Origin of the sequence: Clostridium oryzae (genome assembly GCF_002029235.1) — a bacterium.
Lineage (GTDB): Bacteria > Bacillota > Clostridia > Clostridiales > Clostridiaceae > Clostridium_AE > Clostridium_AE oryzae.
Genome location: NZ_MZGV01000038.1, coordinates 25,651 through 41,818, shown reverse-complemented (window position 1 = coordinate 41,818; position 16,168 = coordinate 25,651). Strand labels below are relative to the sequence as shown.

General features: G+C 33.4%; 12 protein-coding genes. 7 read left to right on the top strand and 5 right to left on the bottom strand.

The window, feature by feature from the left end:
* Nucleotides 1–379 precede the first annotated feature (379 nt).
* Nucleotides 380–1,780 (bottom strand): glucuronate isomerase, encoded by a 1,401-nt coding sequence (gene uxaC, locus CLORY_RS15515; protein ID WP_079426048.1) that lies wholly within the window; start codon nucleotides 1,778–1,780, stop codon nucleotides 380–382.
* A gap of 52 nt (nucleotides 1,781–1,832) precedes the next feature.
* Nucleotides 1,833–5,012, bottom strand: coding sequence for a glycosyl hydrolase 115 family protein (locus tag CLORY_RS15510; protein ID WP_079426045.1), 3,180 nt, complete (start codon nucleotides 5,010–5,012; stop codon nucleotides 1,833–1,835).
* Nucleotides 5,013–5,286: 274 nt separating this feature from the next.
* Here CLORY_RS15510 and CLORY_RS15505 point away from each other — a divergent pair, with 274 nt between their 5' ends.
* The 4 genes from CLORY_RS15505 to CLORY_RS15490 all read left to right on the top strand — a co-directional run bounded on the left by CLORY_RS15505 (nucleotide 5,287) and on the right by CLORY_RS15490 (nucleotide 10,337).
* Complete coding sequence (locus CLORY_RS15505; protein ID WP_079426042.1) at nucleotides 5,287–6,081, top strand: Nif3-like dinuclear metal center hexameric protein; 795 nt, start codon at nucleotides 5,287–5,289, stop codon at nucleotides 6,079–6,081.
* 272 nt (nucleotides 6,082–6,353) lie between these two features.
* A complete protein-coding gene (locus CLORY_RS15500) occupies nucleotides 6,354–7,169 on the top strand; it encodes an AraC family transcriptional regulator (protein ID WP_139376061.1) in 816 nt (271 codons plus the stop codon).
* Between the two features lie 458 nt (nucleotides 7,170–7,627).
* Entirely contained in the window at nucleotides 7,628–8,698 is a 1,071-nt protein-coding gene (uxuA, locus tag CLORY_RS15495) for a mannonate dehydratase (RefSeq protein WP_079426039.1), read from the top strand.
* Between the two features lie 16 nt (nucleotides 8,699–8,714).
* Complete coding sequence (locus tag CLORY_RS15490) at nucleotides 8,715–10,337, top strand: mannitol dehydrogenase family protein (protein WP_242954431.1); 1,623 nt, start codon at nucleotides 8,715–8,717, stop codon at nucleotides 10,335–10,337.
* 80 nt (nucleotides 10,338–10,417) lie between these two features.
* Here CLORY_RS15490 and CLORY_RS15485 read toward each other — a convergent pair whose 3' ends face one another.
* From CLORY_RS15485 to CLORY_RS15475, 3 genes are all read right to left on the bottom strand, one after another.
* A complete protein-coding gene (locus CLORY_RS15485; protein ID WP_242954430.1) occupies nucleotides 10,418–11,008 on the bottom strand; it encodes a DUF6143 family protein in 591 nt (196 codons plus the stop codon).
* Nucleotides 11,009–11,087: 79 nt separating this feature from the next.
* Complete coding sequence (locus tag CLORY_RS15480; protein ID WP_079426033.1) at nucleotides 11,088–12,083, bottom strand: AI-2E family transporter; 996 nt, start codon at nucleotides 12,081–12,083, stop codon at nucleotides 11,088–11,090.
* A 353-nt stretch (nucleotides 12,084–12,436) separates the two neighbouring features.
* Entirely contained in the window at nucleotides 12,437–13,777 is a 1,341-nt protein-coding gene (locus tag CLORY_RS15475; protein WP_079426030.1) for an erythromycin esterase family protein, read from the bottom strand.
* 295 nt (nucleotides 13,778–14,072) lie between these two features.
* On the opposite strand from CLORY_RS15475, the gene CLORY_RS15470 reads away from it, so the two are divergent.
* Genes CLORY_RS15470 through CLORY_RS15460 form a run of 3 tightly spaced genes read left to right on the top strand, consistent with a single transcriptional unit; the run spans nucleotide 14,073 to nucleotide 16,146 of the window.
* Nucleotides 14,073–14,732, top strand: coding sequence for an amino acid ABC transporter permease (locus CLORY_RS15470; protein WP_423236527.1), 660 nt, complete (start codon nucleotides 14,073–14,075; stop codon nucleotides 14,730–14,732).
* Complete coding sequence (locus tag CLORY_RS15465; RefSeq protein ID WP_079426027.1) at nucleotides 14,713–15,390, top strand: amino acid ABC transporter permease; 678 nt, start codon at nucleotides 14,713–14,715, stop codon at nucleotides 15,388–15,390. Before CLORY_RS15470 ends, CLORY_RS15465 begins: the two co-directional genes overlap by 20 nt.
* Before the next feature lie 15 nt (nucleotides 15,391–15,405).
* Nucleotides 15,406–16,146 carry an amino acid ABC transporter ATP-binding protein gene (locus CLORY_RS15460; protein ID WP_079426024.1) on the top strand — a complete coding sequence of 247 codons (741 nt, stop codon included), beginning with the start codon at nucleotides 15,406–15,408 and terminating at the stop codon, nucleotides 16,144–16,146.
* The last annotated feature ends 22 nt before the right edge of the window (nucleotides 16,147–16,168 follow it).

Here is a 16,168-nt window from a genome sequence, read left to right as displayed (position 1 = left end):
ACACGTGCTCTCCGCACAATACTTTGTACTTTTAATTACCGAAGCCAGTTTCCTACAAGGAGTTCTTGCTACCAGAATTTACACGGGCTTACTTCCTCACCTTTCTTTATTATTGACAGGATTTCGTCTTTATTAACAAACGCATCCAATTTTCATTATACTTGGTGAAAGCAAGTTTTCATGGGCATTTCCTACGAAAAAGAAGATTACTTTTTCATTCTACTTGGTGAAAGCACGCTTTCATGAACATTTCCTAAAGAATAAAAAAGATATTGGCATCTAGCGACTAATCTAGTTCACTAAGAAATTATTCCATGTCGCTTACTCCACTATCTTTCTTTTGCAGAGTTTTAAATATAATACTTATCTCTTTATCATTCTATACGTTAAAATAATTTTTGGCATTATAGTAGCAAATATCCCTAACAATCTTTCCAAGCAATTTCATGTCATCTGGGAATTCACCATTATCAACGCTTTCACCAATAAAATCACATAATATCCTTCTAAAGTATTCATGCCTAGTATATGAAAGAAAACTTCTAGAATCAGTAAGCATTCCTACAAAACAGCTTAATAAACCGACATTAGCCAGTGTTTTCATTTGTTCTATCATTCCCACTTTATTGTCTAGAAACCACCACGCTGCTCCTAGCTGCACTTTTCCTTTTACACCTTCACCTTGAAAAGATCCCATAATTGTTCCCAAAATATAGTTATCAGCTGGATTTAAAGTGTAAAGTATCGTCTTTGGCAATAAATTATTGACTTCTAGGCTATCTAAAAACTTGAAAAGTTTTTGTGCAAGCTTATTATCATTTATAGCATCATAACCAGTGTCAGGCCCAAGTTTATTGTACATTCGCGTATTAGCATTTCGTATAACATTTATATGAAGCTGCATTGCCCATCCAAGCTTTGCGTATATTTCTCCAAGATACCTTAAGGTGTAGGTTTTATACTTTTCTTCTTCTTCTAGTGTGATTTTCTCACCTTTTACAGCTTTTTGGAAGATAGTTGAAACTTCCTCTTTAGAAGCTTCTAAATACGGGAAATAATCTAAACCGTGATCAGATATTTTGCAGCCCACAAAATTAAAAAACTGTGCTCTATCCTCAAGTGCCTTTAGCATAGAATCATACTCATCAATACTTTTATCACATACCTCCCCAAGTTTATCAATCCATTCTTTAAAATCACTCTTACTTATTCCTAACGCCTTATCAGGTCTAAAGGTAGGTAAAACCTTAGTAGTAAAGGTTCTATCCTCCTTAGTCTTAATATGATACTCTAGAGAATCCACAGGATCATCAGTTGTACAAATTACTTCTACGTTGGATTTCTTAATTAATCCCTTTGCTCTATACTCTTCCTTAGCTAACAGCTCATTAACCTTTTTCCATATAACAGGTGCTGTTTTTTCATTTAAAGTTTGCTCTATTCCAAAGAATCTTTTTAGCTCCAAATGTGTCCAATGATACAAAGGATTTCCTAAGGTCATTGGAATAACTTTAGCCCAAGCAACAAACTTATCGTAATCACTAGCATCTCCTGTTATATATTTTTCTTCTATTCCGTAAGCTCTCATCACTCTCCACTTATAATGATCTCCATACAACCAAGCTTCTGTTATATTCTTGAACTGCTTGTTTTCACAGATCTCCTGTGGACTTAAATGGCAGTGGTAATCAATTATCGGCATGTCCTTTGCATGTTTTTCATACAATTCTTCAGCTGCCTTACTATATAATAAAAAGCTCTCATCCATAAACTTTTTCATTTCATGTTTCCTCCTGCATACAAACAATTTTATTATTAATCAGAATATGATATTACACAATACTCTGATCGGGCTGCTCCAATTCGAATTCATATTCACTTAAATTTTTTTCGTAAATAATAGAAGTCTTAAGCTTATATCTCTTGCTATTTTCCACCTCTTTAAAACAATAATTATACATTTGTCTATCCTTTCTAGCTATGATTCCCATATTGCTTACAGAATCTATAATATTACCTCTCTCGTCAAATAACGAAATAGTCAATGCAAATTTATGCGAAAATATATCTCTATTAGATACCTCTATCTGAGCTGTCAGCGGCTTTTCAGGTAAAACATCGTTGAGCCTTAAGGTTGGTCTTACTATCATTAAAGCCTTTTCCTTTGCCATTAATTTAAGCTCTTCTGGCTTTCCATACTTTTTACCTGTTTCTTTTTTCCCTCCATAATAGCTTTCCGGAGCCCCCAAATAGCTTGGCTTAAGTCCACCCATATTGATAAGTATTTTTTGCAAAACAACTATAGGATCTACCATCCAAATTTTTAACGTATGATACCCATAGCCTTCCACATTATGAGCCGTCTTAGCTTTTCTTATGTTATATATAACACTTTCATCCCAGTCACAATTACTGAAGTCAGCGATCTTTATCGGCTGATCATCAAATGATATTCCAAGCCTTAACCCCTGCCCGGGAATGAAATCAATAGTCGGTGCAATAAGTGTTGTCACCTCTAGCTCTCCAGGATTTACAATATACACCTTATATTCAAGGCAGGGAGAATTTTCTGGCGGAGTCGTGCTTGGAACTTTAACTGGAAAAACAGTCATGGACGATAGAGTTCTTCCATAGTCTGGTATCTTCTCCCATCCAGCATTATTGGTGTCCACTTTTTTTGTATAATGTTCCGCCTCTATGGATATATATCCATTGGACTCTATAAATCCTTCTAGTGTAGTTCTATCAATTTCAACAGGGTTGAACAAGCTTAAATTGATTGCAACAGTTTGTCCACTGGAGCTTGAAACCCTTATGCTTCCTTGAACATCTTCTCCTTTTGGTGCATTGTCCCAATCAATATCAATCCATATTCTTTTTTCTAATTCTATAGTTCCTTTAGTGCTGCTTAGTTTTATCCATTTTTCATCAGCATCAATAGAGAAGGCAAAAATATCTTTTTTCCTGTTAAATATATCTATATATCTGCTTTCTCTGTTAAATCCATCAAATTTCGGAAGTATGCATCTCTTGCTTGAAATAGGCCAAGCCTCTGCAGAACCTTCAATAGCCACTCCCATTTCAGCACCACTTTCGAGTTTTAACCTCGTAACCTCCGGCATTATGTTTTCTGGCGGATAATTCCAATAGGTATACCCAATATGTGTCTGATCCATCATATGATTCCATCTTCCAAATGCCATTCTCTTATTATAATCAAAAGTCAGTTCAGCATCTGCCTCGAATATTTTCTCTGCCATGTCTGCTAATTCATTTGTTGAAGCTCTTCCCTGCGCCGCATAAAGTTTATTCTTCTCAGCTGTCAAATATAATTCCGTAACCTGTGCAGAAGCTTTTGCAGGATAAAACGCCACCTGAAAAAATGCGTCCTTTAAATTATCTGGCAGCTTTTCATATATATTTTCAGCCTTGACTGTTATTTCATTGAAGTCTGCAATTACTGAATCAGCCTCTTTGTAATTTGTCTGACTATAGAGCTCAACTGCATTTAGTAATTCAGGTTTAAGTCTGCCATTAAGCTTTGAATACCTGTTGATTATGTAGGAAATATCTTCAGCATATTCCTTACCAAATTCCCTCTCGGCCCATCTTACACTGTATTTCCAAGTGTTATCTTTATTAAATTCGTCCATATTCCACGCCATGCGAAAAAAATACTCAGTCTGAAATTCCATGGGTTTTAAATCCCCCACATTCAGAATCCATATCCTATCTGCTCCATATTCATAAGCCTTATGCATCTGTTCCCATATCTTCTGAAGCGGCACAGTATTAATCCATTTATAGGATCTTGGTCCTCCAACATAATCCAGATGATAGTATATACCAGCTCCTCCGGATCTTCCTCTTTCCTCTTCAGTAGGTACTCGTCTAAGATTACCATGATTATCATCAGACCACAGCAAGGTTATATCTTCAGGAACCCTCATTCCATTTTCATAATAATCCTGAACCTCTTTATATAATGCCCAAAGCTGAGGCACCTTCGTCACATCAGAATTCATTTTCTCTCTGATTATTTTCCTCTGATCTTGAACGATTTTCTGCAGCAGCTCAATTTTTTTCTTAAAGGTTAGTTGTCCTCCCATTTCCTCATCGCCGTCTCCGCGCATACCCAAGGTCACTATGCTTTCAAAGTTCTTATTTCTTTCTATTCCATGTTCCCAAAATCTATATAAATACTCTTCATTCACCGAGTAATCCCAAGGACCTTTTCTGTGCTTTTTCCATTCACCATGAGCTCTTATCATCGGTTCATGGTGAGAAGTCCCCATTACAATTCCATATTCATCAGCTAGTAGCGGATTTAATTCATCATCCTCATTGAAGGCATTATCCCACATAGCCGGCCATAAATAATTACCCTTAAGTCTCAATATGAGTTCAAATACATGTTCATAAAATTCATGAGTAAAATCTCTGTAATTTGCTCTAACCCATGCCATAAGAGAAGGTCCTTCATCATTAAAGAATATCCCCCTATATTTTACAGAAGGCTCTCCCTGCTTATAGATGCCTTGTCTTACTATTAGGTCGTCTCTATGTCTGGCTGGTATATCTGCCCACCAGTGCCAGGGTGATATACCAATCTGTTCAGATAAATCGTATACACCAAAAATAGTACCGCGTTTATTGCTTCCTGCGATAACCAAAGCTTTATCTACGTCTGTCATAGGATTGTCCACTGTTTGAATTACAAAAGCTTCCCATTTTTCTTTAACGTCCGCAGCATCAAGCTTACCTTCTGCAATAAGTCTATCTATTATGGGACTGTTTCCAATAGTACCTATAATCACCGTATTCTCTGAAAGCTGCTCGCTTGTTCTAAGTTTCGGAAGTATTCTTGAAACTTTATTTATATCTTCTCTTAAAGTTTTTACAGCTCTTATAACACCTTTAAAATCTTCAGAGGATACATATATATCTGCTGCCTTATTATTGTAAACAAGCTTAAAGTCACCTATTGAATAAGTTTCATCTACGTATTTCATATTCTTATTTCTATCCCTCCCGTCGAATAACAAATCTACAAAAAATCTATTTTTTGTAATATATCAGGCTTATAATATCATTTACTAACTCTAGCAGACATGAACTATGTTACTGAATTTGTAAAATATCACTACTATTTATTCTTACATATGATTTTTCCTATAAAATAACTCTGTCTGCGACTATAATATTTAATAGAGAGCAATTCACAGAAATGGTGTAACCAATTATTTATATAGACGACGCTTTCACGTTTGAAAGGAGCATAAGAACATGAATATTAAAATTGAAGATGTATTAGATATTTTGACAACCCCTAAAATACCAATTGAAAATACAGTTGATAATCTACTATTGGGAAGTGTAGACACTGATGTAACAGGTATTGCTGTAGCTTTCCTAGCGTCCCAAGAAGTTATTGAAAAAGCAAAAGACTTAGGAGTTAATCTCATTATCTCACACGAAGGTATATTTTATAGTCATAGAGATAACCATAAAATATTGCAGAGGAATTCTGTATATATCCAAAAATATAGAACCATTCAAAAAAATGACCTTGCTATTTTTCGTTATCACGATTATATTCATAGATGTTTTCCAGATGGAATTACTGCTGGATTATTAAAAGAGTTAAACTGGGTGGATTATGAAGTTGAAAATCTGCAAACTTCATCTATTTTAGAAATACCCGAAAATACTGCTGAAAATTTGATAGTTCATATAAAAAAACAACTTGGAATTTCATATGTACGTTTCATAGGGGATTTATCCATGTCCTGCAAACGAATAGGAATATTAGTTGGGTACAGGGGATCAAGTGAGATAACATTACCACTTTTTCAGGAAAAAAATCTGGATTTGATAATTTACGGCGAAGGTCCAGAATGGGAAACTCCTGAATATGTGAAAGATGCTGTACAGCAAGGAAAAAATAAGGCTCTTATTGTACTTGGACATGGAGAAAGTGAAATGCCTGGAATGAAATATTTAGCTCAGTGGCTTCAAAAACAGCTGTCCGACATCCCAGTTTATTTTATACCTCAAAAATCAGTCTTTCAGATTCGTTAAATTTAATTAGATAATATCCGGGATATTACTGCATTTTATATGTCATCGCTTAAAAGCTAGGATTCTAGGACATACGAATGTAATAATATATATAGGTTTTTTGGATTATATAGATATACTTTATTCCATCTCTCCAATTTTTACTGTACTTCTCGTCTAAAAACATACATCTCGTTGTAAAATAATATCAAACATTTAAATAATTAAACATTTACTATATAATTATATTTGTAATATATGATTGTAATTTTACTGAGAGATGGTGAATATAATTGAATCAGCCAAAATATATCTATGAAGTATTTCCGAAAATCCTATATATTATTGATAGAAATGCTAATTTATCATGGAAACTTGATGACCAAATTAATTTTTATAATATAATGCTGCTTTATGACGGTAAAGCTGAATTCACATGCAATAGTACTACTATTCAAGCCTCAAGTGGTGATTTGCTTTTTCATAAGCCTGGTGATGTTAGAAAGGCTCATACTTATACGGAAAGTCCCATGAAATGTTATGCAGTTGATTTTCTATATACATGTCCTATTTATCAGGATAATCAGTGGAAATTTGTAAACGCGCCGCTTCCCTTTTCATATTCACAGAAGATAGGAGATAAATACCTTTTCTCCAGACTTATTGATTTATTTTCACGATTAAACCGTTCATACTTATCGACTAAAGATGTAAGCGGCGTGAATCAAAGATTAATATTTTCAGAAATACTGGCACTCCTTTTCAGATATAAAGAGGGAAATCAATACAATTACTCAAACTCAAGAAAAGTTGATAAAATTATTAACTACATGACAGAAAACTATATGGAAAATATAACTCTTCAGCAGCTTGCTGAGCATTCAAGAATCAGTCCTTCATACTTAGGCAGTATTTTCAAAAAAGTTACAGGCAAATCAACCATTGAATATCTGATAAATATAAGAATTACTAAAGCTAAATCACTGCTTAGAGATGGATTTACTGTTTCAGAAACCTCAAAATTGGTTGGTTTTAATGATATTTTCTATTTTAGTAAAGCCTTTAAGAAACATGAGGGTATTAGTCCTTCTCAGTACATCGACTTATAAAAAGGGTAGGAAGTGATTTCCGTAGGCTGGAAAATGCCTCCTCCAACCACTTCCTACCCTATACCGACTCTATGCATTTACAAAGTATTATTTTCTATATTACTTCTCCCAAATTATTTTTCTTGTTTATTTATTTACTAGCATTTTCTTAAAAGCTGTCTTCATATTACTTCGTATATTATATAGTTACATCCTTCTAATAACACATACAATTTATTCATACACAGTTGAAAGTTATCCTCAATTGGCAAAAATCATAATTCTTTAGAGACTCAAATGTCAAGTGGCAGGCACTTGACATTTGAGATTTTTTATAGTGGAATATTACAAATAAACTTATAATTTTCATGTTAGTATTTGTGCAACAGTGTTATCATGTATATAATTTGTTTGTCTACAAATGCTTGTAGCCAGTAATCCTATTTAAAACAAATTATATTAGAATTGGAGTGATACTTATGAGAATGACCTTTAGATGGTACGGCGAAGGTAATGATACTATTACACTAGAGCAAATAAAACAAATCCCTGGGGTTGAAGGCATTGTATGGTCTCTTCATGATATACCTGCTGGCGAAGAATGGCCAATGGATAGAATTCTTAATGAAAAGAAGCTTATAGAAAGCTACGGATTTAATATAGACGTGGTTGAAAGCGTTAACGTCCATGAAGACATTAAACTTGGGCTTCCTACAAGAGATAAATATATTGAGAACTACAAAAAAACTATTGAAAAGCTTGGAAAAGCTGGTGTTAAAGTTATATGCTATAATTTCATGCCTGTATTTGATTGGACAAGAACTGACTTATACAAAAAACATCCAGACGGCTCTACCTCTCTATTCTTTGAAAAGGCAAAAATTGAGAATGCGGATCCCCTTGAGCTAGTTGAAAAAATAGCCAATGGAGTCAATATGACAATGCCTGGTTGGGAACCTGAAAGACTCTCTCATTTAAAAGAGCTTTTTAAAGCTTATGAAAATGTAACAGATGAAGATCTATGGAATAATTTAAAGTACTTTCTTGAAGCAATTATTCCAATAGCAGAAATCAACGATATTAAAATGGCCATTCATCCAGATGATCCGCCATGGCCAATCTTTGGACTTCCAAGAATTATCACCAGAAAAGAAAACCTTAGAAGATTTTTAAAACTTGTAGATAGTCCTTATAATGGCTTAACCTTATGCAGTGGTTCCCTAGGCTCTAATCCAGAAAATAATGTTGCTGAAATGATAAGAGAATTTGGACCAAGAATCCATTTCGCACATATTAGAAATGTTAAGATATTCGAAAATGGAGATTTCATAGAATCTTCACATAAAACTTCTGATGGTTCTCTTGATATAGTCGACATAGTTAAGGCTTATCATGACATAGGCTTTACTGGTTATGCAAGACCCGATCATGGAAGACATATCTGGAATGAACAGTGCAGACCTGGCTACGGACTTTATGACAGGGCACTTGGGATTATGTATATATGGGGAATATGGGATTCCCTTCAAAAGAACAGCGGAAAGTGTTAAGAGAGGTGCATATTAATTGGAAAGCTTAATTTTAAACAAAGAAAACATAAAAAATCCTCAGAATTGGAAGCAAGTTGACATAGAATTGCCAAGCTTTGATTATGATAAAATGTCAACTGCCACTCAGGAAAATCCAACCTGGATACATTTTGGTGCTGGAAATATCTTTAGAGGCTTTATTGCAATGCTTCAACAGAAATTGTTAAATAAAAAGCTTGTAGGTACTGGTATCGTTGCTGTAGAAGGTTATGATTATGAGATTATAGATAGAATTTATACCCCATATGACAATTTAAGTCTGCTGGTAATCATGAATCCTGATGGCAGTTTAGACAAAAAAGTTGTAGCAAGCGTAGGCGAAAGTCTTGCTGCCGACTGTTCAAGAGAACAAGAATGGCAAAGGCTGAACGAAATTTTTAAAAAGTCCTCTCTCCAAATGGCCAGTTTTACAATAACAGAAAAGGGTTATGCCTTAAAGAATATTTCAAATGAATATCTTCCTGTAATAAAGACTGATATGACCGCAGGTCCTAAGAGTCCTAAGAGTGTTATGGCTAAGGTTGCCTCATTGGCTTATACAAGATACAAAAATGGAGAACTGCCCATTGCTTTTGTTAGTATGGATAACTGTTCCCAGAATGGTAAAAAACTTAGAAATGCTGTAGTTACAATAGCAAAAAAATGGTTTGAGTCTGGTTTTGTAGAAGAAGGTTTTATCAAATATCTTAACAATCCAGAAAAGGTATCCTTTCCTTGGAGTATGATAGATAAAATTACCCCTCGTCCTTCAGACAGCGTAAAAGAAATGTTAGACTCAATTGGCTTTGATAGCACAGAAATTGTTTGTACAAAAGTTAATACTTATATAGCACCTTTCGTAAATGCAGAAGGTCCTCAGTATCTTGTAATAGAAGATAAATTTCCAAACGGACGTATGCCTCTGGAACAGGCTGGAGTGTTTTTAACTGACAGAGAAACTGTGGAAAAAGTAGAAAAAATGAAAGTTTGTACTTGTCTAAATCCTCTTCATACTGCTCTTGCGGTTTTTGGCTGCTTGCTTGGTTATAAGTCAATAGCCGAAGAAATGAAAGATGACTGCTTAAAAGCTCTTGTAGAAAAAATAGGCTATGAGGAAGGAATGCCTGTGGTTATTCATCCTGAAATACTTAATCCAAAAGACTTCATAAAAGAAGTAATCGAAGTAAGACTTCCAAATCCATATATACCCGATACACCTCAGAGGATAGCCTCAGACACCTCACAAAAGGTTGGAATAAGATTCGGAGAAACTATTAAATCCTACTGTTCAAGAACCGATTTAGATGTTAAAGCACTTAAATTCATACCTCTTGCTATTGCAGGCTGGTGCAGATATCTCTTGGAAGTAGATGACTTAGGACATAAAATGCATTTGAGTCCTGATCCTTTACTAAACGTTTTGAAATCTTATGTTTCAGATATAAAATTAGGCGATAAAGCATCTGTTGGAAATAACTTAAAGCCTATACTTTCAAATGCTGAGATATTCGGAACAGATCTTTATGAAATAGATCTCGGAGAAAAAATTGAAGGATATTTTATCGAAATGATTACCAGGGCAGGCGCAGTAAGAGCAACTCTTCAAAAATATTTAAAATAAAGATAATGGATTTTAAGGGACGTGCAATCATCGGCGGCATCTCATTTAGCCGGCGTAGATCACCTTCGTCCCTTTTTAGTTTATCTTGTCTTCTGTTGTCTGCACCCGCATTTACCTCTATACATCTTTTCTTCCCACCAGCCAAATGCTACTCTTCCTGAAGTTTCATTCTCTGGTGTCTCAGGCGTTGATAAAAATACCATAAAATTTCCACCTGGAGCGATAATTATCTTACCATTTTCATTGTCTACAAGTGTCGTTTCTGGCAAAGCTCTTCTTACAAAAGCTTTTATTCCACCTGTTGGGTTCCCAGTAACATTAGAAGCATATTCAAGTTGTACCCTTGCTTTAGGCAATGGTGTAACAGCTAAATTTGTTGGAGTTGTATCTGAATATTTGACGTCTGAAGCAGGCGGAGTTGCGTTAAACCAGAATTGTGCACGGAAAGGCGATCTTGAAACACCAGTTACTGTCCACACATTTACATGCAAAATCACTCCAGAATTTATAGGATTATGCAAACGCGCCCAAGCACTTGTATTCTGACCAAAAGTTAAGTTGTCAGCATATCCAATAAAATATTTTCCAAGTATAGACTCATATAATTCTATGGGTGTACTGACATTTTGTAAAAGCGGTTCATATATCTTTTCAAAAGTTTCTCTGTTCATGAAAATTCCTCCTCCATACATAATATCCAGATTATTAATGTATGGTGACAACCTTCATGGGGAAACAAACTATAACTTTTTAATCCTGAACCTTGACGTTAATAATATCTAGGAAAAATATGAACAATGGTATGCTGAGTAGCAAACCCCATATTCCCATAAAATGCTCTCCTAAAATAAGTAATATAAACGTAAAAAACATTGGAAGCTTTGTTTTATCAGCCATCAGTTTTGGATTTAATACGTAGCTCTCCAGACAATGCAGCAACACAATCATTATCAAGACATACACTACCTTAATAGGCCCTCCAATACTAAAAGCTATCAGTGAAAGAGGAACTAAGGATATAACAACTCCAGCAACAGGAATAAAGCTTAACACAAATATCATAAAGCCTAGTCCAATAAGCTGTGGAAATCCAAGAATCCATAGGACTATTATTGAGAGAATGCTATTTACAAATGCTATTAAGATTTGTGCTTGTATAACCTTACCAAAGGAATTTAAAAAGTTTACTCCAAAATACTCGAAATAGCTATAGACACCAGCAATCTTACTCTTTCTAAACTTAGCTAATAACTTTCTTATTTTTTCATTCTCCAAAACAAAAAACATACTTAATATTATGGCCAGAAAAATATTAAGACTCAATTGTGCTACATTTTTACCAACTTCAACTATAGTACCCATATATTTCTCAGAATACTTAGATATATCGAATTTCTCTATAATAGGATTTATATATTTTGCAAATTCATCAGGTACTTTTACCTTAGATATCTCCCAAAGCATAATTCTAAATTGTTTAATAAGTTCGGGAACATATCTATATATAAAGAAAACTATAAAACCTACAATAACAACATACAGTAATAATATAACTATAACTCTTGGTATATGAGTTTTATCAACCAAGAATTTCTGCATATTGTAAATCAGATAAGAGAATAAAAATGTAAGAAAGAATAAATTAAATAAATCTCTCATTAAATAAACAAGCAAACCCAATACAGCAAACTCTATAATTCTCTTAATTAAATTTTTATTAAAGCTCTCCTTTACGATTTTCAACATCTAGGTCCCCCACATAAATAATTTTCTACTATTATAAGTATCTCACTAATAAAAAAAATGTCAATAAACCAATTTATAACAACTTATTTTTAGTCATTCCATCTTATCCATCATATACCGTATTAACCATCCATGCATTATTTCTATCTTTTTTTATCTGTTTTGACATATCTATAAAAGATTTTTAATTTCATTTTGTTCTATAGATAAATTAACATCAAATTATCAAGATTTTATCAAATAAATATAAAGATTTTTATAAAATTTTACGCAGCCCTTCCCTTCTTAGTATAAATTTAAAAGAGACGAAATCTCGTCTCTTTAATACTAGAATTTTTGTTATATGTATTAAGCTAATTTCCTGTATATTGGAATAGAGTTGGTTCCTTTACCTTATCAATAAGAATTATTCCGTCATATTGCTGTTTGGGAATAAATCTCATATCCATAGGATGTACTATTCCATCTGTTAACCCATCTTCTGCTGCATATACCCTATTAAACATCCATGCGTTGTTTTTATTTTTCTGGTTTTGCTTTGACATATCTATAAAAGAATTCTTATAGCCATTTCTTATAATGTAATTTTCCATACTTCCCTTAGGCATTGGTTTTATATTAAACACTTTACCAGTTTCTATTTCCGCAGCTCTTCCTCTATTCATATAAAGTCCTAATACATATTCCTTATTCCCAAGCTTTTTGTTAAGCATCTCTCCCATGCTCGTAAAGCTCGATATCCATTTTTTGTTTCCTTTTTGTTGAATTTTAGAAGTATTTTTTGCTATATGATCATTATGAGCCCATAAAATAACCTTTTTTCCCGGATACATCACTTTAGTAAGCCATTCATAATTAGCTGCCATAAGTTTGTCTCTATAAGTATAACTTTGCACAGTGCCATACATACTCTGTCTTACAAAACTCATTCTCTGCTTTAAATATCTTATAGTTGCTTCATAAATATGATTTTTATCTGAATGATAAGAAATTAGTTTCTCTTTATTATCCTCCATAAATTTAATAATATCATCATACTTAGGCTTATATTTTGTTTCTATATCTTTTAAAATATCTTTATGCTTATAACTATCTTCACCATACTTATTAATTACTGAATAGCAATCTTGTATGTATTGTAAATCAAACTTAGAAAACTCGTCTCCTCTGTTCTTATCCAAGCTTCCTACCCAATAAGAAACAACTTGGTTAAAATATAAGGATGTTGGTTGATTATCATATCCAGCAAGATATAGCGGATGCTTAGTTTTTTTCTGTTCCTTGATATAATCAAATAACTTAGCAGTTTCTTTTGAATGCCATATCATATGCAGTGAATTTATCATTGCCTGATTTGAAGACATTGAATCAATATTTTCATTTACTACAGCAGCATCTCCAAAACAAGTTTCAAAGGCAACTACATCATACCCTAATTTTTCATGAAGATATTTTATAATTCTAACTTTCATACTGCTATACTCCGCTACTCTATGAAAATTTTCTCCAAGTGCCACTACAGTTTTACCTTTAAGCAGCGGTTTCAGAAAAGCTAAATCCTTATCTCCTTTCTTTTCTGTCAGATCAAGTCTGTGTGAATTTTTTTTAAGCCATGTTCCTCCTTTTGCTGAAACACTTATTCCTGTAAGCATAATTAATGCTAAGGACATTGTTGCTAATCTCTTTAATTTCATACTATTCTCCCCTTTTTGTTTTGTTGGTTTATAAATAAATTAGCATCAAATTATAAAGATTCTATAAGATTTTTTGTATATTCACATATTTACTTTAAGATTCTTAAAATTTCTCAGTTTAATAAAAAATAATAAATAAACTATGTTGATTATTATCTATTTATTCAATATAAAATCTATTTACAAAAAATTTATCAGATTAATTGACAAAACTGATATAACCAACTAATATATTATATATCTTACTATTCCAGTATGTTTTATTGTGTTTGTTTTTTAGGAGGTGTTACTGACTATGAATTGGAAGTTCATAATAGATAATATTCCAGCTTATGAAAAAGCTGCTCTGCTCACTTTAAGGCTTGCTTTCTGTGGAATATTATTTTCTACTATATTAGGATTTCTGTGCAGCATAGTGCAATATTATAAAATAAAAATAGTGGATACTATAGTCAACGCATACATAGAACTTTCTCGTAATACACCCTTACTTATACAGCTGTTCTTCCTATACTACGGTTTTACAAAGTTAGGTTTAAAAATGAGTGAAAATATCTGCGCAATAATAGGTTTAACTTTCTTGGGGGGAAGTTATATGTGTGAAGCTTTTAGAGGAGGATTCGAAGCAGTAAACAAAATTCAGATTGAATCTGGCCTTAGTTTGGGACTTTCTAACGCTCAGCTCATAAGATATATAGTATTTCCTCAAGCATTTTCCGTGAGCATGCCGGCGCTAAGTGCAAATTGTATATTTTTAATTAAAGAAACTTCTATTCTTGGTGCGATATCAATTCTTGATCTTATGAATTTAACTAAAGATCTGATTGGAATGTATTATCTTACTTTTGAATCCCTATTTATGTTAGTAGTGTCTTACTTAATTATACTTTTGCCTTTATCTCTATTTCTAACTTGGCTAGAAAGGAAGGTGCGCTATGCAGAATTCGGGAATTAGTGTTATCTTTGAAGGCAGAAATATTCAACGACTATTGGAAGGTTTGATGGTAACAGCTGAAATAGCGTTTATATCGATAATCTTAGGATCATTACTCGGAATAATAATTGGTATTACAAGAACTTCTAGGTCAAAGATTCTTATTTTTTTCGGACGCTTATACCTGGAAATCTTCAGAATAATTCCAATTTTAGTTTGGCTCTTTATAGTATATTTTGGTGTCACTACAGCATTAAGTATAGATTTAAGCGGCATGACGGTATCAATTATTGTGTTCACTCTGTGGGGTGCTGCTGAGATAGGTGATATAGTTCGTGGAGCATTACAGTCTCTTCCAAAGCATCAAATAGATTCTGGAAAGGCTATAGGGCTTAGCAACTATGGACTTTACAGATATATCCTTATACCTCAAGCAATAAGAAGAATGATACCCGCATCTATAAACTTAGCTACTAGAATGGTTAAAACAACCTCTCTCGTTGTATTAATCGGTGTTATAGACGTTGTAAAAGTTGGTCAACAAATCATTGAACTTTCACGATTAAAAGTACCTTCAGCCTCTTTCTGGGTTTATGGAATCATATTTGTTTTGTACTTTATAATTTGTTACCCGCTATCAGTACTAGCAAAAAAATTAGAAGCAAAATGGCAATATTAAGAGGTGAGTGATTATATGGCAAATGATATATTTATGGAGATAAAAGATTTAAAAAAGCAATATGGAGCAAAAACTGTACTTAACGGGATAAATCTAACAGTAAAAAAAGGTGATGTAGCCGTCATATTAGGGCCTTCAGGCTGCGGTAAAAGTACACTTCTAAGATGCCTTAACGGACTTGAACCTGTACAAGGCGGCGATGTATTCTTTGCTGGTCAAAACCTTACAGATAAAAATACAAACTGGCAAGAGATTCGTCAAAAGATAGGTATGGTATTTCAAAGTTATGATCTCTTCCCTCATATGACTGTTATTGAAAATATTCTGCTAGGTCCCATGAAGGTACAAAGAAGAGATAAAGCCGAGGTATTAAAGCAAGCAAAAGAATTGCTTGATAGAGTAAGTCTGCTTGATAGAAAGAATTCTTATCCAAGAGAGCTTTCAGGCGGTCAGAAGCAGAGAATAGCTATAGTCAGAGCTTTATGTATGAATCCTGAAATAATGCTTTTTGATGAAGTAACTGCATCTTTAGATCCTGAAATGGTAAGAGAGGTATTAGATGTTATCTTAAACTTAGCAAAACAGGGAATGACAATGCTTATCGTAACTCATGAAATGAATTTTGCCGAGTCTGTTGCTGACAAAATAGTTTTTATTGATAAAGGGCAAGTATGTGAAACTTCTGAACCTAAAGAATTCTTCTTAAATCCTAAGACAGATAGAGCAAAACAATTTTTAAATATATTTCAATATTAAACTAATTATTTAAGGGGGACAA

What these genes read in the sequence shown, in the direction of transcription:
- CLORY_RS15465 (WP_079426027.1), top strand. Translation starts at nt 14,713, where the DNA reads ATGCAGAATTCGGGAATTAGTGTTATCTTTGAAGGCAGAAATATTCAA.
- CLORY_RS15510 (WP_079426045.1), bottom strand. Translation starts at nt 5,012, where the DNA reads ATGAAATACGTAGATGAAACTTATTCAATAGGTGACTTTAAGCTTGTT.
- uxaC (WP_079426048.1), bottom strand. Translation starts at nt 1,780, where the DNA reads ATGAAAAAGTTTATGGATGAGAGCTTTTTATTATATAGTAAGGCAGCT.
- uxuA (WP_079426039.1), top strand. Translation starts at nt 7,628, where the DNA reads ATGAGAATGACCTTTAGATGGTACGGCGAAGGTAATGATACTATTACA.
- CLORY_RS15485 (WP_242954430.1), bottom strand. Translation starts at nt 11,008, where the DNA reads ATGAACAGAGAAACTTTTGAAAAGATATATGAACCGCTTTTACAAAAT.
- CLORY_RS15480 (WP_079426033.1), bottom strand. Translation starts at nt 12,083, where the DNA reads ATGTTGAAAATCGTAAAGGAGAGCTTTAATAAAAATTTAATTAAGAGA.
- CLORY_RS15505 (WP_079426042.1), top strand. Translation starts at nt 5,287, where the DNA reads ATGAATATTAAAATTGAAGATGTATTAGATATTTTGACAACCCCTAAA.
- CLORY_RS15470 (WP_423236527.1), top strand. Translation starts at nt 14,073, where the DNA reads ATGAATTGGAAGTTCATAATAGATAATATTCCAGCTTATGAAAAAGCT.
- CLORY_RS15460 (WP_079426024.1), top strand. Translation starts at nt 15,406, where the DNA reads ATGGCAAATGATATATTTATGGAGATAAAAGATTTAAAAAAGCAATAT.
- CLORY_RS15475 (WP_079426030.1), bottom strand. Translation starts at nt 13,777, where the DNA reads ATGAAATTAAAGAGATTAGCAACAATGTCCTTAGCATTAATTATGCTT.